Annotated in this window: 15 protein-coding genes; 5 read left to right on the forward strand and 10 right to left on the reverse strand. The window is 56.5% G+C overall.

Features of this window, described 5'->3' with window-relative positions; translation table 11 throughout:
* Positions 1–198 precede the first annotated feature (198 nt).
* A complete protein-coding gene (locus HWV23_RS10625) occupies positions 199–912 on the reverse strand; it encodes a DNA-binding protein (RefSeq protein WP_178290378.1) in 714 nt (237 codons plus the stop codon).
* Between the two features lie 1,362 nt (positions 913–2,274).
* On the opposite strand from HWV23_RS10625, the gene HWV23_RS10630 reads away from it, so the two are divergent.
* Both HWV23_RS10630 and HWV23_RS10635 read left to right on the forward strand, forming a co-directional pair.
* Positions 2,275–3,246 (forward strand): tyrosine-type recombinase/integrase, encoded by a 972-nt coding sequence (locus HWV23_RS10630; RefSeq protein ID WP_246282677.1) that lies wholly within the window; start codon positions 2,275–2,277, stop codon positions 3,244–3,246.
* Between the two features lie 636 nt (positions 3,247–3,882).
* On the forward strand, positions 3,883–4,314 hold the full coding sequence (locus HWV23_RS10635; RefSeq protein WP_178290380.1) for a hypothetical protein: 432 nt from the start codon (positions 3,883–3,885) through the stop codon (positions 4,312–4,314).
* 101 nt (positions 4,315–4,415) lie between these two features.
* On the opposite strand, the gene HWV23_RS10640 is transcribed toward HWV23_RS10635, so the two are convergent.
* The 3 genes from HWV23_RS10640 to HWV23_RS10650 form a co-directional block, all read right to left on the reverse strand.
* Positions 4,416–5,486, reverse strand: a complete 1,071-nt coding sequence (locus HWV23_RS10640) for a PAS domain-containing sensor histidine kinase (RefSeq protein ID WP_178290381.1) — start codon at positions 5,484–5,486, stop codon at positions 4,416–4,418.
* Between the two features lie 217 nt (positions 5,487–5,703).
* Complete coding sequence (locus HWV23_RS10645) at positions 5,704–6,666, reverse strand: DUF7261 family protein (RefSeq protein WP_178290382.1); 963 nt, start codon at positions 6,664–6,666, stop codon at positions 5,704–5,706.
* Positions 6,663–10,205, reverse strand: coding sequence for a PAS domain S-box protein (locus tag HWV23_RS10650; protein ID WP_178290383.1), 3,543 nt, complete (start codon positions 10,203–10,205; stop codon positions 6,663–6,665). The genes HWV23_RS10645 and HWV23_RS10650 overlap by 4 nt, the downstream gene beginning before the upstream one ends.
* A 560-nt stretch (positions 10,206–10,765) precedes the next feature.
* Between HWV23_RS10650 and HWV23_RS10655 the strand changes: the two genes are divergently transcribed.
* Entirely contained in the window at positions 10,766–11,557 is a 792-nt protein-coding gene (locus HWV23_RS10655; RefSeq protein WP_178290384.1) for a response regulator, read from the forward strand.
* A 78-nt stretch (positions 11,558–11,635) separates the two neighbouring features.
* Positions 11,636–11,887, forward strand: a complete 252-nt coding sequence (locus HWV23_RS10660; RefSeq protein WP_178290385.1) for a hypothetical protein — start codon at positions 11,636–11,638, stop codon at positions 11,885–11,887.
* A 515-nt stretch (positions 11,888–12,402) separates the two neighbouring features.
* On the opposite strand, the gene HWV23_RS17285 is transcribed toward HWV23_RS10660, so the two are convergent.
* The 4 genes from HWV23_RS17285 to HWV23_RS10680 form a co-directional block, all read right to left on the reverse strand.
* Positions 12,403–12,750, reverse strand: a complete 348-nt coding sequence (locus tag HWV23_RS17285) for a DUF952 domain-containing protein (protein ID WP_178290386.1) — start codon at positions 12,748–12,750, stop codon at positions 12,403–12,405.
* 145 nt (positions 12,751–12,895) lie between these two features.
* Positions 12,896–13,699 (reverse strand): hypothetical protein, encoded by an 804-nt coding sequence (locus HWV23_RS10670; protein ID WP_178290387.1) that lies wholly within the window; start codon positions 13,697–13,699, stop codon positions 12,896–12,898.
* Positions 13,700–13,896: 197 nt separating this feature from the next.
* Positions 13,897–14,760 (reverse strand): GAF domain-containing protein, encoded by an 864-nt coding sequence (locus HWV23_RS10675; protein ID WP_211693228.1) that lies wholly within the window; start codon positions 14,758–14,760, stop codon positions 13,897–13,899.
* Between the two features lie 194 nt (positions 14,761–14,954).
* Complete coding sequence (locus tag HWV23_RS10680; RefSeq protein ID WP_178290388.1) at positions 14,955–15,749, reverse strand: DICT sensory domain-containing protein; 795 nt, start codon at positions 15,747–15,749, stop codon at positions 14,955–14,957.
* A 324-nt stretch (positions 15,750–16,073) separates the two neighbouring features.
* Between HWV23_RS10680 and HWV23_RS10685 the strand changes: the two genes are divergently transcribed.
* Complete coding sequence (locus tag HWV23_RS10685; RefSeq protein WP_281362654.1) at positions 16,074–17,027, forward strand: type IV pilin domain-containing protein; 954 nt, start codon at positions 16,074–16,076, stop codon at positions 17,025–17,027.
* A 157-nt stretch (positions 17,028–17,184) separates the two neighbouring features.
* On the opposite strand, the gene HWV23_RS10690 is transcribed toward HWV23_RS10685, so the two are convergent.
* Positions 17,185–18,474 (reverse strand): MFS transporter, encoded by a 1,290-nt coding sequence (locus HWV23_RS10690; RefSeq protein ID WP_178290390.1) that lies wholly within the window; start codon positions 18,472–18,474, stop codon positions 17,185–17,187.
* Positions 18,475–19,587 (reverse strand): MBL fold metallo-hydrolase, encoded by a 1,113-nt coding sequence (locus HWV23_RS10695; RefSeq protein ID WP_178290391.1) that lies wholly within the window; start codon positions 19,585–19,587, stop codon positions 18,475–18,477.
* Between the last annotated feature and the right edge of the window lie 69 nt (positions 19,588–19,656).

Below are 19,656 nucleotides of genomic sequence, written 5' to 3' on the forward strand. Positions count from 1 at the left end.
CCGAAAATATCTGATAGAAGCCGTCTAACGCCAGAATACTAGAACAGGATTTGAACCCGGGCTCTCGTCCTTACCAATGACGTCTTCGAGTCTTAGGTTGTGGCTGCGCGCGCAGCGAAGCGAGCACGGAGCGGAGGGCGGGGCGGCGGTTGGCGGGTGGATGGACACACGAAAAGAAATAGGCCGCCTACGCGCTCACTACCAAGCGTCCCGCTCGGGGAAGGTGACTATCGACCGGCCGGTCAACGCGAGTGATGGTCGGCCCTTGTACCAGCTGACCGCCGCATCCCTAATGCGCACTGTCTGTCCTTCGGCGATGATGGGTTGGTGCGACCGCTTCCACACGGTCAGCTTCGTTCGTCCCGTCTCGTCTTCCAGCAGCCCGACCTGTTGCATCGAGGGACTGCTCGGTTCCCACAACTCAGCCACTTCTGCTTCGACGTCGACCCACTTGCGACCTACCTGCTCCAATTTCCCAAGCGCCACGATCGCGCCCGGCGCCGCCTGCACGTCGTCAACCATGTCCAGCACCGCGTCCTGCATCGACCGGCCATCCGCGACCCGCGCGGCCAGCTCTCGTTCGATGGCCTCGAAGCCGAGTCCACCGCGACACTTGCCTTCCAGCCGATGGGCCTGCTTGTGGACCTCCGGACGCGTCTCCGCATCCAGTTTCTCACGGGGATCAGCCTGACTCGACAGCCCACCGTGTTTCGCGTCCGTCATTGCTCGACACAGTTCCTCGCGCCGACTCGCCTGCGACCGATCCGCGCGTTCACGCGTCCGTCGTTTCTCCGCTTGTCTGGCTTCCCACTTCTCCTGTGCTTCCAGCGTCATCCCATGCGGCCGCTCCTGCTCGTCGGCTGCCGCGACCCGCTCGCGGACATCCGAGTCGATCTTCGCTTGCGTCTGCATCTCCACCGTGGGACGCAGCTCCGGCGTTTCCTCGACTGCTTCCTGTTTGTCTTGCTGTTCGACCGAGACCTTATCACGGATCGAGTTCTTACGTTGCATCGGCTTACAGAGCCTGAAGGCGCTCTTCGAGCGTCCAACATCCGCGATGTCCCTGCATCGCGGATTTTCCACAGAATCGAACCGACCAGCCACGGCGACGACGTCAAAACGACTGACGCCGTCACCCGAGGCGCCCGCGCCGCGCCTTCACGCCGGACCCCGTCCGGCGCGGCGCGGCGCCGACGGCCATCCCACACAGACGAGTGAGGGGGTGAAGCTCGAGGTGAGCGCGCGCTCACCGCCGTATACCCAGCCGGACACCGCGGGTCGGCGCCGCCCGCCGACAGCCGTCCGTCGCAGACGCAACGGAAGCAGCGGGCGGCGCCGAGGCGGCACGGCCGGTGGGTATACGGTGGTGGACGGCCCCGGATACGGCCGCATCGAGGGACGCAGAGGGCGAGTACCGCCGGACCCGTGCGGGGCCGGACCCGCGCGAGCCTGTCCCGTCCGTCGTAGACGCAACGGAAACGCCTCGCGCGGCAGGCCGGCCGCGCACGGCACGCCCGCGGAAGCACAGCCCGTCGCGGACTGAGTTCGAGCGCACGCCCGGCAGGCCGCGCAGCCATTCCCGAGGAACTCCCGGACCGTGGCATAACGGGGGTGAGCACGGCGAACCCCCGTTAGCCATCGCAGCCCGGAGGCAACTCGGGACGAGGGCGAACGCCCGAGCGGCGAGCAGCCCGCCCCGGACCGCGCAGGAGGCCACGTCTGAACCGCCGTCCGTCGGCGCGACCGCATTCAGGGAGCGCCGACGCAACGAGCGGTGAAGATGCAGTCGTCCCGGCGCCGGTCAAACCCGGTTGCGGGCCGAGGGCTCGCAGGCCCGCTTTCGGGTGCGACCGGTATCGGGCGACTGCACCCGGCCCGACCCGGTCCCGTGACCGTGCCCCGTCCGTCGACAGACGCAACGGAAGCGCGAAAGCCCGGGCCCGGCAGGAACGGTCCCTGCCGGCCGGAGCGCGCACAACCCGAGGAGTCACCCCCGAACGTACGTCGCCACACACTGGCCAGACGTCCAGAAGCGCTTTGGGCTAGGTGACCATCGCCCCTGGCGGACTGAAAGGGCGAGGCGCGGCGGCGTTCATGTAGTCGCTACACAGGCGCTACCCGTCCGAAGCGAGGGTATCCTGTGTAGCGACCGCCGCCGCGCCGAGGGCTTTCGAGGTGCCTGCCGCGCTGGTTATCTCCTCACCCGCCCTACGAGTCCCGACCATGCCGACGATGGATTACGAAAAACAGGCGCAGCGATCGTTGGACCACATCGTGAGCTCGGAGACGCTCCATCCGGACAACAAGGCCCTCATCAGCCGCTACTACCGTCACATGCTGCTATCGGGTGTCAGCGCCGCCCAGCGCCAGAAAGTGATGGCCCACATCAAGATTATCATCGACCACCTCGAGGACACGTCGGTTCACGACCTCGACAAAGACGACATCGAAGACCTGGTCGCGTGGCTGTACACTCGCGGGACGACCGAATCGACGGTCACCGATTACAAACAGGCGATCAAGCAGTTCTGGAAGTGGATGCACGACGGTAAGGAGCCGCCGGAGACGAAATGGATCCAACGCAGCCGCCAATCGGCTCGACGCCTCCTCCCACAGAGCCTGCTCACACCCGAGGACGTCGAGGCGCTGATCGAGACCGGCACGAATCCACGCGACCGGGCGTTCATCGCGCTCCTCTGGGAGACGGGCGCGCGTATCGGCGAGTTGATCGACCTCCGGGTCGGCGACATCGAGGACGGTCTCGCGAGCAAGTACGTCGTCGTAGCCGGGAAGACGGGCGCCCGTCGACTGTTGCTGCTGGAATCCACGCCGTACATCGACGAGTGGCTACAAGCACATCCGCGACCGAGGGCCGATTCGTTCCTGTGGTGTAAGGTCGACACGAAACAGGGCACGCCCGAAGAGCAGGTCAGCTATCAGTATCTCCGCCTGCGGGTTCTGGAGCGGGCTCGCGAGCAGGCCGGCATCGAGAAACCGGTGAACCCACACCACTTCCGCCATAGCCGGGCGACGTATCTGGCGAACTACCTGACGGAAGCCCAGATGTGCGAGTGGTTCGGGTGGGCGCGTGGTTCCCGCGTTCCCGGTCGGTACGTCCACCTGTCGGGCCGGGATATCGACCGGGCGTACACTGCGATGCTTGACGAACCGGGGTATCATCGTCTCACGACCTCTCGATTGGACCGAGTCGACGAGCCATCAGATGGACACCTCGGCGCCGCATAACGGGCCGACGATGGTGGCCTAATACTGAGACCACACGAAACCGTACTGTCCGGATAGCCACAGGGGGTCTCTCTCCTATCGGCGATCGTTCAGCGTTCCGTCTATATGTGGGGTGACCAAGGCTGTCTCTCCGGCCCTTCGAACCGTTTCCGGAATACTGTACTACCCGATACACCCCCAGAAACTGGGGGTGTATCGCTGAATTTCGAATTTTAGGAGCGGACGTCTAAGCTGTCTCTATTTCTCTGTTAATATCGGATTGACTGAATTCGACGGTGTACGACAGATGTATCGGCTGAACTTGAAGGAGGATATCCGTGGTCGTGTTTCGGCTGGCCGGGGTACTAGCGTCGCTTGATATGAGTACACGCGTAGTATTGCGGAGACAGCGATGGGTGTAAACCTCCGCATGAACTGTCCAAATCGGCGTAATGTGTAGATTGAGGTTCGCAAATGGGTGTAGACAGAGGATCGCAGCTATGAAGCTATTTTCTGGGCTGAACTGGTGAATCAACTGCAAGAACGAGCTTGCGAATGGACTGTTTCCTATGAGAGGGATACTTCCGGTTATGCCTTCCGCGATCGTCACTATCCCGGGTGTTGAAGAGTTTTCCATCCAAGAGGCAACCACAGCATATGAATCGCCGCCGAGTCCTCCAGCACCTCCTCGGTGGAGGTGCCCTCCTCACGGCTGGCTGCACTGTTTTTGGGGAAAATCCGGGAGCGTTCACGTTCGCTCTCGTGAATCGACGCGAGCAATCGTTCCACGTTGAGTTCACACTCTGGGGGGATAACGACGAGGTCATCATTGACGGCGCTGTTGACCTCGCGTCTCGGCCACCCGAGGAGGAGTACACCGTTCTGGACTTCCCCAATCTCGTCCACGTCACCAATGGCGACGAAATCGAAGCCCAGGTCACGGTCGACGGTGAGACGTATGAGCAAACCCACGAGATCACGTGTAACCAGAGCGAGAACGCTGAGAACAACTTCTTCTTCCGAATCCGCTCACGAGGGGCTCCCACTGAGAGCGAGACCGGGATGGAATTTGCTGGAAGCGAGTGTTGACCGCTTTATAGTCTAACGACATCGATCGGTCGTTACGTCTCCTTTATAGAGTGGTGGAAGTTCGTGAACTTCTACTGGCGTGAATCTCTCGTGCATCTCTGTTATACGAAGACTTCGACCTCGGTGAGCTCGAACCGCGCCCCACCGTTCTCTGCGTCCGTAATCTCCATCCGCCAGTCGTGTTCCTCGGCCACCTGTTCGACCATCTGAAGCCCGTATCCATCACTATGTGTTGCCTTGGATTCGTCGGATGATTGGAGCTCCACCTTCATCTCGTCTGAAATACCGTCACCATCATCCTCGACGTAAAATCCCTCTCCATCACCGAGGACCCCTACCTCGACGGTGACGGATGAACCGCCGTGTTCGACCGCGTTGCGAAACACGTTCTCCAGCAACTGGAGAAAACAGCCCTCGGTCGCCCTGATATTCCATACTGGATCGGCTACGACGAGTTCGGCGTCCCCCGTTGGAACCGAGCCCCACGCCGTCTGCGCCATCTCTTGGAGTGTCCGTACCACCAATGAGTTGTTGGCGCCTTCATTGACTATCGCATTCTCCGTATCCTCGATGATATTACCGATCCGGGAGATGGCCTGTTCGACCTCTTCTAACTCCTCAATCTCGTGTTCCCTCTGGATTAGATCGATATATCCCTGTGCAATCGTGAGCGGGTTTTGAAGGTCGTGGGAGAGAATGTGTGCGAACTCTTCGAGTTGCTGATTTTGTTCTTCGAGTTTGTTGTTCTGTGCTTCGAGACGTTCTTCACGCTCTTTCCGGTCAGCTATCTCGGTGAGAACGCCCGTAAAGAGACGTTGCCCTTCGTAGTCGTGTGCCCGAAAGCTAATCTTTACGGGAACTTCGTGACCGCCTTTGTGGAGCGCCAGAAGTTCGATCCCTGTCCAATCGAGCGTTTTCTCTCCGGTATCGAGGTATCGTGCCAGTCCTGCTTCGTGCGCTGAGACTAAATGGTCGGGGATGATTTTCGTCAGAGGACTCCCAATCAGGTTGTTAGCACTGTATCCGAGAATGTCTTCCAACACGGGATTAGCATAGAGGATGTTACCGCCAGTATCGATGGTCAATAGTCCCTCGGAGATGTTCCTGACTAACTCCTGTAGAAACTTGCAGCTCTCATAGAGAGGCGCTTCTTCAGATATATCTTGGCCCATTGAGATATAGCATGCAGTATATGGATATAAATCAGCCTTGGTGGCTTCAAAATGAGAAGTACCCTATCTGAGCGTTTTTGACGATTTGATGTATCTTCAGGCTCGTTATCCATTGAAGAAACGTACTTTTTCCACCGATCTACCGCTTAGTATCTGGTACGGAGGCGGACACCGGGTGAAGCGAACATTTTCGGGGAAGAGCGAGTGTTGGGTGGGCTCATTCCGTGTACGCTTGTTCGCCAGCGACGATCCGTTGGGTTGAGGCGTATGAGACCTCAGAACTATCGTACGTTATTCGAGTGGTCGTTGCATAGATGTTTAGTGTCGCTGTTGGCGACCCTGTACCAAACGCGACGTAGTGGTCGTTCGTGGCTGGGTCGATAGTCACATCGACTCGCAACGAATAGGTGCCAGCGATTTCGTCAGGGTTGTGGTACTCGATGTCAAGCGTTCCCTCAAGCCCCTCTGCAAACACAAGCGTCGAACACGGCCTCCCACCAACTGCCCCAGCAACGAAATCAATCTCAACTTCGGCGGCGTCAACCTCGCAGGTCGGCTCCTCAGTCCCATCTACGACCGGCTTTACGGTCACATTGTTGTTCGTGTTTTCGTAGATATGTAACTGCCAGACCGTTCCGCTTTCGTTGGTGATATACACGGTCGAGGAGTTCGCCAGAATATCACCGCCCCCGTCGGTGTAGAGGCCGTCTCGATTGACCACCATCGTATAGTCGCTGATACCGCTGACACCCCCTGCGACTTGCCAATCGCTTGCATCCCCACTCGCGTTAGTGAAGGCCCGAGACTGGTTCGTCTGTCGAAGCTGCGTTCCGTTCGTCTGACCGATTGTCGTTGCGTCGAATGAAATCCCTCGGTTAGCATATCCATTCGATTGAGCATTCTGAAATTCGTTGGTCAGTTGTGTGTAGTTTTGCGTCAAATCCTCGTGTGAATTATTGTGACGCGCGTTGACCCTCTCCAGATGGATATCAATAGTTTCGAATGTTATTGAGACGACAGAAAGAGCATCATCACTATTGCCGGAAGACCGTGATGAGAGGTTTTCCGTGTAAATAGCAGAATTAAGAACAAGCGCAAGGCTGACGAGTACTATGGCCAAAACTAATGCGGTAATGACCAGTAACTGTCCTCGTCCGGCACCGCTACCGCTTTGACTCATTTATCACCCCCTTGAAGCCCAGTAATCTCGAACCGTGCGCCGCTATCGGGGCCGTCGGTCACACGGACAGCCCAGCCGTGGGCTTGCACCACCTGCTTGACGATGCATAGCCCGAAGCCCGTCCCCTCCGCAGCGGTGGAGTAGCCCGCCTCGAACACGTCATCACGCTCGTCTTCTGAGATACCAGGGCCGTCGTCTTCGACGTAGAAACCGTCCTCTAACTCGCCGATAGTGACTGTCACGTCCTCACTACCGTGTTCGACCGCGTTCCGCATGAGGTTTTCAAGGAGTTGCTGGAGACGACTTTGGTCGGCGTTAATCGTCCGTTCGACATCGGTCGTGAGTGTCGCCTCAACGGTGGCCACGTTCCGCCAGCAATTCTCAGTAAGGGTCACCAGGTCAACCGGTTCGGTGTCACCGACTGGTTCGCCTTCCCGTGCCAGCGTCAGGAGATTATCAATGAGGTCGTCCATACGTTCGTTCGCGTGGCCTATATCGTCGAGACGCTCGCTGTCGCACTCGTTACGGGCCAGTTCTAACTGCCCTTTCGCCACCCGCAAGGGATTTCGAAGGTCGTGAGAGACGATGCTGGCGAACTTATCCAAGCGTTCGTTCTGGCGAGTCAGTTCCCGCTCGCGGCGCTTGCGCTCGGTAATATCGGTATAGTGTTCGATTCGGCCACCCTCATACAGGCCGGACTCGATTGGTTGACTCCAATGTTTGAGCCACCGCTCGTCCCGTCCGTCGGCTGGGAGAACGTGACAGTCGAACTCCTCGACATATGTGTTATCGTCGTAGGTCGCCAAGACTGTCGTGGCAAAACCCTCCGAATCCTCGACGGAGTGTTTGATGTGGTCGTGAATCAACTGGCGTTTGTCCGCGCCAACCACCGCCTCACGGTCGATACCGAAGTACTCCTCGGTAGCCTTGTTGATCCAGACGACCTCGAAATCGGCATTGAGGATGAACGTTCCAACATCGGAGGTGTCCAGAACATCATCGGTGAGCGAGCGGTAGCGGGCCTCACTTTGTTTGAGCGCTTGTTCTCGATTGAGCCGGCTTAGCGCCGCGATGATAATATCGGCCAGGATTTCGCCGAACACGACATCCTGCTGATCAAATGTGGCAGGCGTCTCCGAGCCGGCAATCAGGATGCCGTGGTCGCCGAGCGGAACGTAGAGTTCGCTTCTGATGGGGGTCTCGGGATTGTAGAGATCCGAATCCTCGTGGACATCGTCAAGCGCGAGCGCTTCCCCGTCCTCGTAGACACGCCACGCGATACTGTTTCCCTCGGTAAACACCGGAAGGTCGCCCACGAGATTATAGATGTCGTCAGTTCCGGCGACTGGAACAAGTCCTGCCTGTTCGTCGTACAGGTGAATCGCGTTCGCATCGAGCCCTAAAACCTCGGATGCTGCCTTAACGCCGAGTTCGCTGATTTGCTCACGCGTGTCGGCGGTCACCAGGTGGTTCGTTCTCTCGTTGAGGTCTCTGAGACGGCCCGCCCGTTCTTTGCGCTCGGTGACGTCCCGAGCGGAGACGATGAGCGACACGACCGTGCCCCGATCGTTGAGTACCGGCCTGACGACGCCTTCGACAGTACGGACGTCACCATCTGCAGTCAGGTGATCGGCTTCATATTCGACGTATTCGCCGGCAGCCGCCTTGTCGATCCAATCTTTCAGATTGCCTTCGGTATCGGGCGTCCACCACGGCGTCTCCCAGAACGGCTTCCCCAGAGTTTCAGCACGGGTTGCATCGACGTAGTCTAACGCGGTATCGTTGACGCTCTGAATCGTCCCGTCGGTATTCAATATCCCAACCAAGATATTCGGGTCGTTGACCATCGACTTGAACCGCAACTCCCGTTCTTTTCGCTCTGTGACATCGCGGTCGGAGATTAGGAGCGAGACGACGTCACCATCCTCGTTCGTGACGGGTCTGAAGACGCCGGTGACGACGAGTGGCCTGCCGACGGCCTCCGACAGGTCGATTTCGAACTCGACGTACTCCCCTTCGACGGCCCGTTCGATCCACTCTCGAACCTCTCGTTGGGCTACGTCATCGCCTTTGAACCACGGCGTCTGCCAGAACGGCGTGTCGATTACCTCATCCAGACTGGCCTCGATATATTGCATCGCCGTGTCGTTGATGTCCAGAACCGTTCCATCGGTATCGATCAAGCCGACCAGAATATTCGGGTCGTTGAACATGGCCTTGAACCGACGTTCGGTACGCTGCAGTTTCCGCTCGCGTTCTTTCCGGTCGGTGATATCCTCCTGGAAGCCGATGAAATTGGTCACCTCTCTCCGTTCGTCGTAAACCGGCGCGATCGAGACTCGATTCCAGAACTTCGTGCCATTGTTTCGATAATTTTGGAGTTCGACGCTTATCGACTCCCTGTTAGCGACCGCGTTTCGCATCTCCGCGACGGGGGCCTCCTCGGTTTCTGACCCTTGCAAGAACCGGTGATTCCGTCCCAACACATCCCCCAGCGAGTATCCGGACACGTCGGCAAACTCATCATTCACATAGATGATCGGATTGTCCGCTTGGTCGGGGTCGGTGATCGTGATGCCGACTGGTGCCTCGCGTATCGCTCTGTTCCGAACTTCGAGTTCGTTCCGGATTTCCCGAGCGTGAATGGCATGACCGATGTCATCGGCAAGCTCCGCCAGTAGTTCTTGTTCTTCCGCGTCGAACAGGTTAACCTCATTCGCATACACTACTAGAAGCCCGTACAGGGTATCCTCGTAGGCGAGGGGCATCACCGCAGCCGAGCGAAAATCACGTTTGAGCGCCTGCTCGCGCCACGCAGCGAACGACGGATCTGTCTCGATATTCTGTGAAACGGTAACAGTCCGATTTTCGACGGCGACAGCGGCAGGCCCGGAACCATCGGCACGTTCGTCTGCCGGAACGGATACCTCATCGAGATACCCATCACCTCCTTCGGATATAGTGCGAGGCTCTACGTGGTGTGTCTCTGGGTTGATGTCACCGATCCACGCGAATTGGTAGGGGTCGGCCTTGCTGAACGTTTCACAAACTCGTTGCTCGATTTCATCACGGGAGGCAGCTTTGACCAGTCCGTGATTGATTTCGGCAGTGAGACGCCGGAGGCGCTCAAGATTTTCGGCTCGACGTGTCGATCGGTGTTGCTCGACGGCGTTCTGGACGCGATTGGCAAGGATATCGTATTGTTCGGTGCCGCCGCCCTTCTGGAGATAGTCGGTTGCTCCCGCTGCGATTGCTTTGCCAGCCACTTGTTCACTCCCTTTTCCGGTGAACAGAATAAACGGGATGGCCGGATGGTTCGCCCGAACGGCTTCGAGGAACTCGATGCCGTTTGTTTCGGGCATATCGTAGTCGCTGACGATACAATCCAGTCGCTGCTCCTCAAGGAAGGCGAGCCCATCAGCGGCACTCGTTTTAGACACTACATCCATCCGACCGTTCTTTCGCTCAAGAAAATCCGATACCAAGCCCCCGAAACTTGGCTTGTCGTCAACATGGAGGACACGAATCGAATCAGCCATGGTTCACCATGTATGTAACAAGATATATATCTATGGTTCAACACGTTTGGCGAATGTTGAACATAGCGAGGCTTAGATAGCGTAGATCGACCAAATTGGGTGTGGACTATTACAGCGCGGCGAGACTGAACCGGTCGTAAGAATGAGCGTGCGAATTGAATGGAGAGCTATTCTGAGGAGGAGGACTGAATGTTACTAATCAGGAGCATTATCAGCCCAAGACCGACAAAGCTACTAATCGCGTAGAAGGTTCCATGCCCGAACTCACGACCGAGAACAAGCCCACTAAGAAGGCTTACAGCCAGAATCAGGAGAAATTGTATTCGACGTAGCTGATACTGGAGGGAAGTCTCAACCATAACTCAACGATTTTGCAGTCTTACAAGTGCCTTCTCATTTCCTGTCCGTGGTCTGGTTCTGCTTATCCCCTGTACGCAGGAGACCGTTATCTCAGAGGTGAACATCCCATTTAATAAATAAATCAGAAATACTGAACGGAGAATATATGGGATAAGTGAGGCCAACAGCCGTATCCGTCCGGATACGTTAATATTAGCAAGATGATAATAAACTCGTCATCCCTACGAACCGAAGAGGGACCGTTTCGTGTTCTTCACGTCGATGACGAGTCTGAGTTCTCAGAGATGGTCCGCATTTTTCTTGAGCGTGAAGACCATCGATTCACTATCGAACAGGCGACCAGCGCCAGCGATGGATTGGACCAACTTGCTGAACATGAGTTCGACTGCATTATCTCCGATTACGATATGCCCGGCTGTAATGGCATCGAGTTTCTTGAAGCGATGCGCGGGGAGTTTCCCAAACTCCCGTTTATACTCTTTACCGGGAAAGGCACCGAGGAAATTGCGAGTGACGCGATTTCAGCCGGTGTTACCGATTACCTTCAGAAGCAAGCGGCGACGGACCAATATACCGTGCTGGCCAATACCGTTTCGAACGCCATCGAACATTATCGGTCCATCGAAGAGGTCGGCCAATGCGACCAACACCTTCAGAACGTCCTTGACCGCGTAACGGATGCAATTGTTGAGGTGTGTGCGGAGTGGCGGTTCACCCTCATCAATCAACAGGCCGAGGACCTCTACGAGATGGACGAGGAGTACCTCCTCGGTCGGGACTTCTGGAATGTTTTCAGCGAGGCGCTCGACACACAATTCGAAGAGGAGTATCGGCAGGTTATGGAGAACCGAGAACCCACCTCATTCGTCGAATACTTCCCCCAACTCAATGGGTGGTTCGATATTGAGGCCTATCCAAAACCCAACGGCGGTATCGCGTTCTACTTCACCAAAGTCACGAATCCGCAGGATGATACTCCAGCGACTGAGTAATTTTCAGTACCGACCGTTGGTGATTTCTTTTTAATCCGACTGCGGTTAGGCTTATCACTACTCTTTTCCAAGCATGGTATGTCAGGGACAAACGTGACGCTATCCTTCGTGGATGTGGAGGGTCGTGAAGGCATAATAACACGAGAGTTGACTCTCCACTATGACGGCCGGTGGGAAGACCAAATTGATGAATATCATCAGAAGATTGTGAGTAAGCACCGGGATGGAGATGGGGAGGTTGACACTCGCACTGTCCTACAGGAACTCGTCATCGCACTACCGGAAGAGGCCCCCGTAACAGAAACAACGATAGAAGATAAGTTCTGGTGACTCACCTACCTCCGGCGTCTCTGTTGTGGGCCGGTTCTTTCGTCATCTCCATCGACGGATTCGAGAGCAGGATGATTCCAGCCCAACGGGCCTGCGACAGTCAAGAGAACGAGCCTGCTTACAACCTGTTTTTGAAAAGCATTCTATAATTCTCACCGTTCATAATATATCGAACTATTTATGTCCTGAATTCATAGAATAATCATGGGACCTTCTGACCGACTCGCTGAAGCTATCAAACAGACTCAGCTTGCCCTCGAAGAAATAGACGATTCCGATACCAAAAAAGAGGTTGAACAGAGTCTCGATGCTCTAAAAAGCGGGTTGGAGTCATACAATCGTAGTGACAGAAGTAAACAGTAGTATCTGGTATTACTGCGTCCCCACCCCGGTATTGACCGCTTCATAAATGTCCTATATCGACCGAATCGGCTTTGCTGGTGGTTTCAGCGGAGATGGACTGAAGTAGGCGTGAGAACGCGGCTGCGCACCTGAAACAATTGGCCTCAAGGAGGTTAGTAGCGCAGCAGTTTATCGGGGAGGCGGAAGCCAGTTTCATCCTGGACGAATGAAAAGGATTCGACGACTGCATCCAGCGTCAGCGGCCCGTAGACGTGCGGGTATGCACTTGCTCCGTCTCCACTCGTTTCGTATCGAACGGGTGAGTCAAGACTAGGTTCGTTCAGAAGGAGGAGTACCATCTTATCGCTGTCAGCGTGTTTGTAATCTGCGACAACAACTATCTGTCCTGGTTTCGAACAGTGAACGAATCCTTGTGTGTCTAGCGAACTCGGACGATATTCCCCGTGCTTTTGGAACGACTCCCAGTCCGATTGGGGGAGTGCATGGACGATATGAGGCATCTCGTAGGGGTTAAGTGCCTGATAAATAGTTTTTCTTTATTTACGGTTCGCCTACAACGACTCCATTAAATCTCTTGAAGAGTGTCAGGTTCGTTTAGTACGACTGAACACACGGGGTGCAGCATCACCAGGGCGTGTGCCGCGGTTATTCGGTGCTACTGTTGGTGGTGTCTCCGCCAGCGACCTCTCGTGCTGTGTCCACCCACTCGTGCTCTGGAAACGGGGCTGGTCGCACGTTGTACGTGTAGCGATAGGTACGCTCGTCCGCATCGAGAGTGATGTCGTAGGCGTAGATGATTCCATCTTCGGCTCCGAGTTGGAGCGTCCCATTGCTGGCTGGTGTGACGCGAGAGTTGTTCGTCCGCATTCCGGTCACTCGGTAGGTTATGACGGGGACGCCATGATGAGTCGTTGTGTTCGTGGCCTCCCATGTGTACGCGTCGAGGAGGGCGGTATGCCGACCGATGTTCGTGGGCGCGAGTTGTCCGTAGTGGGGGTCGTACCGATAGTACGTCTCGGTGGCGTTATCGTAGACGAAGGCGTCGTCTGACTCGAATTCCTCTCTTTGGTGTTCGTTCGGGATGCTTTCGGCAGGTTGGGCGAATGCGTATGTCTTCCCATTACGATAGACAGTAGCGTCGTGCCAGCGGTCGGCGATTATCTCGCCAGTAGAGGAATTGATGTAATAGTCCCCTTCCACGATAGGACGTTCGGGGGGTGCAGTATATAGAATAGCGTACGAGTCCCAGTATTCACGAGGTGTGTGCGAGACGTTGGAGTCATCCGATTCGAGGGTTGAGAAGTTTATGTGGTCGGCTCCTGCCCCCGCAGGATATGTTCGATCGGGATCAGATAGACCCGACGTAGGTGACCAGATGGTGAAGGCGATGGAGGCGGTGACTACGACAACGAGGACGATAAGGACGGCGACGAGGGAACGGCGATCCATACAGAATCAAATCATGGCACTTAAAAATAGATACTCAATACTCAAATCGGCGTTTGTGTGTCATAGAGAAACACGCTCTGTGACTGATTTTTCGTGATGGTTACAGCACAACATTACTGAATCAGGCGTGCAAGCGCGTCTGCGTATCGAGCGACAAACGCTCTGTCAGCACCGAGAGAACGGTCAACACATGACGTTTACTCGGGGAATGCCGTGTTATACTCCTTCAGTAGTTGAACGAGTGGTTCCACCTCGGAGAACCTCGGCCCCTTAGAGATGGTATCTGAATCATCATCCCACTCGATGTATCCGGTGTTAGCTAATTTGGGTAAATCACTGTGGAGCAGTCGCACTCGGGCGTTCTTGTCATTTATTCGTTGTTCGAGGGTGGCGATACTGGTCTCGGTGGTGTCCCCTAACAGCGTCATGAGAACAACGCGCCTTGTGGGTTTTCTGAGTGCGTCCATCATCGAGTCGATCGCTTCCGAAGAGATGGTGCGGCCCTCGATCGTATCGATACCAGTCTCCCGAATCGGCGGCCCATCCCAGAGGGCCAACGTGTACGCGACCCACTGGCCGTGCATCTCGATGAGGGTTTTCTCTTCGTCCCTGATCGGTTCCTCACGGGCGGCGGTGTTCGCAAAACAGAGCGTTCCATAGAGTTCGTCGTCGATCGAGATGGTCGTCCCGAGGTAACTCCCGAACTCGAATGTTTCGTATGCTGGATCGTCTGCCCACCCTTCAGCGAGGGCATCACTGACGGCCATCGTTCCCTCCGGATCTGCGATGGTTTTCCGGCAGTAGGTCTTGGAGAGTGGGACGGTGGTTCCCGGATTTAGACGTTCGTGGGTGCCATGGACGATGTCGAAGCGTTCCGTCTCGGTTTCGAGGTCGATATGCGACAGAAACGCGTAGTCTAGGTCGAATTCGGTGGTTTCGTGGTCGAGCAGTCGTTCGAGTCTGGTTTTTGGGTCGATATTGGGGGCCAACAACGTCCGCCACAGGCGCTGAAAGTAGGGCAACTCCTCGCCCGCTTCCGTTGTGCAGATACTATGTGTCATTGAATGAGCCACGTAGCGGCCCGCTCTTTCTGATAGCTTGGACAAAGAGATTAAGAGTCATGGTAACATATATCTAGGGTTGAGCGTTCCGAAGTGACGCTTCGAGACTCCGGTCTGCGAGTGCTCTGTCTGCTAAATAAACACCCTGTATCAACCGAAGCAACGAACGTCCAACAGACACCCTCGGAACCCCTTCAGAAGAACTGGCGAAGGTATGCTTGGATACGGTCGACACGATTCGCATCGTATGTCCACATGGCTCGCCACACGTTCGGGCCGGTTTCAATCGCAACGAGTGCCGCGTGGCCTTCTCCCGACTCCTTTGTGACTGTCTCTCCATCCGCCGAGAAGGCAACGACCCATGAGCGACGGTACTCGTCCGTCCTATCACTATGGACATTCATCGCAAGCGCGTCAACCATCTCCGGGTCATCTCGAATACCGTACACATGCGTCTCGACAGTACTACTGGCGAGTCGCTCGTACATCGACCGCGTCCCGTATTCATCGTCCAACCGTGACAGCCGCTGGAACGTACTGTGTAATTCCCCATCACCGCGTGTCAATGCCCGATTCTCGATAAACCGGGAGATGAGAACTAGCAGGAGTTTCTCCTTGTTCGACACCGGGAAGCCACGGACGGTGAACTCGATTTCTCCCAACCCGGTCAATACTGCCGGAAATTCGCTCTGTTCGGACTGCCGCGTCCCCGTGCGATACCGATCGACATTCACCAACAGAAACGCCTCCTTAAGCCTCCAAAACGGCGTTGTCGCAATCATCTCGCCGTCGTCGACCAGGCACACCAAGTCGTCAACCCCCTCCGGAATCTGCCGTTCGGCTACAGCAACTGTTTGGTTTTGGAACGCGTTGTCGAGCAGATTAACGAGGGGTTCGGGCCCTGTGCGGTTTACCAAAAGCAGGGTCTTTTCGGCCGACCCGACTTCGTCGATGAATCCACCCAACGTATCCGGCAAGTCGGCGCTCATGATACTGCTTTGTTCCCCCTCCCCTGAAAAACCTTAGCTAGATAACACAATTGGACCCGTCTTCTGACTGGCATGGTTTCCTATAGCAAACGAATCAGAGACCGTATCGACCGATTCGGGGTTTTGTTCTAGCGCGACGAGACAGAAGCAGCCGTTAGAACGAGTCTGCGGGTCGTTCGAATCTGTTGAAGGAGAGGTTATGAGGAGGTGTAGCCGTTAAAGCTCGAAATGTTAGTAGCGACAGTAATTTGCTCGGTACAGCGTCTTCACACTCTGAAAGCCATAGAACCAGCTTAATACGCCGCAGACTTACCAATCCCTTGAGTGACCGATTTAGCCAACCAAAATCGGGGAATCTCGCCAGTGATTGGTATCGTATTGCTGGTGGCGGTTGTCGTGGGGCTATCAGCTGTATCTGCTGGAATGTTCTACTCGCTTAACCAAGAGAGAGATCCTGCACCGGCCGTCACGATGTCGCTCGAACCAACGGATGTCGGTGCCGTCCAGACGTTGAGTGTGGAGCAGGGCTCAACCCTAGAGGGGGAAAACATCGAGATTCGTGGTGGGGTTGAACTGGCTGATCTCGCTTCCCAAGAACTCGCGGCCGGCGATCAACACCGGATCGTACCGACAGCGACGACTGTCGAAGTCGTCTGGTTCGGCAGCCAAGATACAAGTTACGTCATCTGGGAGGAGTCAGTCTCCCAAGAGGCGACAGCGCCCACCCCGGACAAGGGTTGCTCGTGGGTGGAAACTGAATCAGATAGCGGTACGGACAACGTGAAAGTCATAGGCGAGGTCGTTGCCTGCGATGTCGAGACGAGTGAGGGCATCGAGGTGCAAGACGGCGGTGTCATCATCGGCGAGACGACGAGCGGCGCGAAGGACATCGACGCCGACGACGCCACCTTCTACGGCGATGTCGAGGTGGAGACGGTGTTCAACCTCCAAGACGGCCTCGTGACGGGATCGATCCAGTCGCACACAGCGGATATAAAGCTCGATAACGGAACTGTCACCGAATCGGTATCCGCGGTCAAAGTACTCGAAGTCGTTCATGGGAGTTCGGTCGGCGGCAACGCTACCAGTGACAAGCAGGTGAAAGTCCTCAACAGTGAGGTTGCTGGTTCTGTCGTCTCGGATGATAGTGTCAAGCTTCAGGATGCCACCGTCGAAGGAGAGGTGTATGTCGACGCCGCTTCCTTCGACTGTACGAATTCAACGATAAACGGCCAGAGTTGTGCCTCGTACTCCCCGAGAGACCCAGCGACATACTGAGTGATTTCCCGCACTCACTGACGCGTACGGCATTTCGAGGAGTTCGGGGAAATTCCTGAAGTAAGAGGTCAACCACGGATTGCTCTATATCTCACCTGTACCGACCGATTGGTGAAGATCCTACACCGACTGTCTGCTTATCGAAATAATTAGAGCCTCAATCTTCAGGCACAGCCTGTGGTTCCGGCTCCGGAGCAGGAGCCGGCGGTTCGTGCGTCCCAAACTCGGGATGCGTCTCTTCCATCCAGACATACACGACAGCACCGGAGATGAACATCAGGACAGCCGTCATGTAGAAGGCAGCCTCGATATTCACGAACTCCATCGAGAGACCGATGAGGATCGCACCGACACCGTAGCCCGAATCGCGCCACATCCGGTAGACACCCATCCCAGCCGACCGCCACGTCGGATGGGCGGCGTCGCTCGGCACCGTCATCAGGTTCGGATACAGCAATGCCATCCCCAGTCCGGAGGCGGCAGCCAATACGGCCCACGGAAGGTATCTATCTACGAGTACCATCCCGAGGACGCCGCCCCCGGCGAGGAACATTCCCCAGACGACGGGCGGACGCCGACCAATACGATCCGCGAGGCCCCCCGTACCAATCTGGAGGAAATACATCGCGCTATGCACGCCGACGACGACGCCAACCGCCGCGATACCGAGTCCCTGACTGGTCAGGTACAGCGGGACGGCAATCCAGAACAGCGTGTCAACGAAGTTCTCGATGTGACCTGCCTGTGCGGCAGCGAACAGCGTCCTGTCACCATAGGTGGCCCGCTTCAGCACCTCGTTGAACGGTAGGTTCGCATCGTGGTGGTCATCGTCACCCTCGGCCTGCGCGTACTGGACGGTCTCCTTGATCAGGAAAATCGAGATGAGGAACGCCAGCACAACGACGATAGCCAGGAAGTAGAACGGTTCAGGGCGGAGACTCCATTGGCCGGCAATAAGACCTGTGAGCCAAGCGCCGACCGCGACGCCGGTGTAGCCGAACGACTCGTCGATACCGACAGCGAGACCGCGCTGCTCGGGTCCTGCAAGGTCAATTTTGGCGTTAATCGCCATACTCCAGGTTAGTGCCTGGTTGATGCCGAGCAGGATGTTCCCAAAGGTAATCCAGTTCCAGCTAGGCGCGAAGATGAGGATAATTGGCAGTGGGAGCGCAGTTGCCCACCCAAGGATGAGAACCGGCTTCCGACCGTACTCTTCGCCCCACTTCCCGGCATAGAGGTTGAGGAGTGCCTTGACGAAACCGAACGAGACGACGAACGAGCCGATAACGAACAGCGACTCGACGCCGAGGACGTCACGGCCCAGAACGGGGACGACGGCACGTTCAGACCCGATCGTCAGTCCGGTGGCGAAGACGAGCAGGACATGCAGCGAGAACTGTCCGAGGTGCTCGCGGATGCCCTGTGTAATCTCAGTTGTCTCAGTCATTTACTCGGCAGCGCAGTTGTTCGGGCCAAGTTCCAACTCGGCCAGTTCGTCTTCAGGAACCGATTCCTCACCCACGTTTGCACGCTTGACGCGTTCGAAGTTCGGCGGATGCTCCGGGATGTCCGAGGCGAGTTCCTCGATGAACGCCTCGCGGTCACGTCCTAAGTCCTCGTTTCGTTCCGTGACGTCACCGAGCGTCGCCGTCACCGGCGGATCAGGTGACCCCGGATCGTGTGCTGGCAAGATGACAGTCTCATCGGGATACTCTAACAGCCGGTGGAGACTTTCGTAAAGCGTTGCAGCGTTCTCCTCGACATCGGCGTCCTCGATGCCGGCTTCAACGCCGAGTTCGACCCGCCCCACGCTCTCATGGAAGAGGGTGTCACCCGTTAGCAGCGCCTTCCCCTCGACATCGAAGGAGACGCTGCCCTCGCTGTGTCCCGGCGTGTGGATGACTTCGACATCGAGAGCGCCGACCGAAACGGTCTGGCTATCCTCGATAGGCGTCGCATCGACGGCGAGTGCATCCTTTGGGTGGAGGTAGTACGGAACGCCGTGGCGTTCGGCCAGTTTGGCAGCGCCGGAGACGTGGTCGGCGTGGGCGTGGGTGTCGAAGACGCCGACGAGTTCCGTGTCGTATTCGTCGAGAATCGCTTCATATTCTTCGACGTAATGTGACGGATCGAAGACGGCGGCTTTCCCGTCCGAAACGAGTACGTGAGAGAGGCAGCCTTTCCCAGGTCGTGCGACCTGAATCAGCGTGCCATCTACGTCGACTGGAACGGGTGCGTGTCGATGGACACGGCTCCAGCCGTTCATCCCGTCGGTGAGCGTTTCGGCGTCGTAGCCCAGTTCCTGAAGCACTTCAGTCGCGGTCTGTGAGACGGCGCCAACCGTACAGACGGTGACGATTTCCCTGTCGTCGGGGAGGTCAGAGAGCGCTTCCTTGGCTGCGTCAGGGTCGTTTGTCAGTTCATCGTATACATCGACGTTAGTGCTGTCCGGGATATGCCAGTCGTCGTACTCCTCTTCGTGGCGAATGTCGAGAACAAGAACGTCCTCTCCATCGACCCGTAGTCGTCGATTGAGTCGCTCGGGGCTGATTTCCGGCATCTGTGAATAGCCGTAGGAGAAGTATCCGCATATGAGTACTGCGGGACATGACCGGCACCGTTAATTTTC

This window comes from Natronomonas halophila (assembly GCF_013391085.1).
Taxonomy (GTDB): Archaea; Halobacteriota; Halobacteria; order Halobacteriales; family Haloarculaceae; genus Natronomonas; species Natronomonas halophila.

Coding starts and splice junctions, on each gene's coding strand:
- HWV23_RS10625 (WP_178290378.1), bottom strand. CDS start 912: ATGCAGACGCAAGCGAAGATCGACTCGGATGTCCGCGAGCGGGTCGCG.
- HWV23_RS10635 (WP_178290380.1), top strand. CDS start 3,883: ATGAATCGCCGCCGAGTCCTCCAGCACCTCCTCGGTGGAGGTGCCCTC.
- HWV23_RS10640 (WP_178290381.1), bottom strand. CDS start 5,486: ATGGGCCAAGATATATCTGAAGAAGCGCCTCTCTATGAGAGCTGCAAG.
- HWV23_RS10645 (WP_178290382.1), bottom strand. CDS start 6,666: ATGAGTCAAAGCGGTAGCGGTGCCGGACGAGGACAGTTACTGGTCATT.
- HWV23_RS10650 (WP_178290383.1), bottom strand. CDS start 10,205: ATGGCTGATTCGATTCGTGTCCTCCATGTTGACGACAAGCCAAGTTTC.
- HWV23_RS10655 (WP_178290384.1), top strand. CDS start 10,766: ATGATAATAAACTCGTCATCCCTACGAACCGAAGAGGGACCGTTTCGT.
- HWV23_RS10660 (WP_178290385.1), top strand. CDS start 11,636: ATGTCAGGGACAAACGTGACGCTATCCTTCGTGGATGTGGAGGGTCGT.
- HWV23_RS17285 (WP_178290386.1), bottom strand. CDS start 12,750: ATGCCTCATATCGTCCATGCACTCCCCCAATCGGACTGGGAGTCGTTC.
- HWV23_RS10670 (WP_178290387.1), bottom strand. CDS start 13,699: ATGGATCGCCGTTCCCTCGTCGCCGTCCTTATCGTCCTCGTTGTCGTA.
- HWV23_RS10675 (WP_211693228.1), bottom strand. CDS start 14,760: ATGACACATAGTATCTGCACAACGGAAGCGGGCGAGGAGTTGCCCTAC.
- HWV23_RS10680 (WP_178290388.1), bottom strand. CDS start 15,749: ATGAGCGCCGACTTGCCGGATACGTTGGGTGGATTCATCGACGAAGTC.
- HWV23_RS10690 (WP_178290390.1), bottom strand. CDS start 18,474: ATGACTGAGACAACTGAGATTACACAGGGCATCCGCGAGCACCTCGGA.
- HWV23_RS10695 (WP_178290391.1), bottom strand. CDS start 19,587: ATGCCGGAAATCAGCCCCGAGCGACTCAATCGACGACTACGGGTCGAT.